At 62.6% G+C, this 511-nt stretch carries 1 protein-coding gene; it reads right to left on the bottom strand.

Annotated elements, in window-relative coordinates; translation table 11 throughout:
* Window positions 1-479, bottom strand: a 479-nt coding sequence (locus OO68_RS48850) for an NAD(P)-binding domain-containing protein (protein WP_280922568.1), incomplete at its 3' end; no start/stop codon positions are given.
* Between the last annotated feature and the right edge of the window lie 32 nt (window positions 480-511).

The raw sequence follows: 511 nt of genomic DNA, 5'->3' as shown, positions 1-511 counted from the left end.
CTCTCGTTGCGCGCCGGCACGGACCACGTCGCCGTGCGCTGGAATACCGTGAGGTGCGCCGCCTGCTGCGCGATGATTGGGATCGACTGAATCGCCGAGGAGCCGGTGCCGATCACGCCGACCCGCAATCCTGTAAAGTCGACGCCTTCATGCGGCCATTCGCCGGTGTGGTAGATCGGACCGCGAAAGTTCTTCATGCCCCTGAAGTTTGGCCGGTTCGGTGCCGACAGGCAGCCGACCGCCATGATGCAGAATCTGGCCAAAACCCTGTTGCCGCGGTTGGTCTCGATCAGCCAGCACCCGGCGTCTTCGTCGAACGTCGCCGCGGTGACACGCGTGTCGAACACGATATCCCGGCGCAGGTCGAAACGATCGGCAACGTGGTTGGCGTAGGAAAGGATCTCGGCCTGCGGCGCGTATTTCTCCGACCAGTTCCACTCCTGGTCCAGCTCCTCGGAGAAGGAGAATGAGTACTGCATACTCTCGACGTCGCAGCGTGCACCTGGATAGC

It is taken from the genome of Streptomyces iakyrus (assembly GCF_000717055.1).
GTDB lineage: Bacteria > Actinomycetota > Actinomycetes > Streptomycetales > Streptomycetaceae > Streptomyces > Streptomyces iakyrus.
Note: the sequence above shows the minus strand (reverse complement) of the source record. Positions and strands in the feature narration are given on the sequence as shown.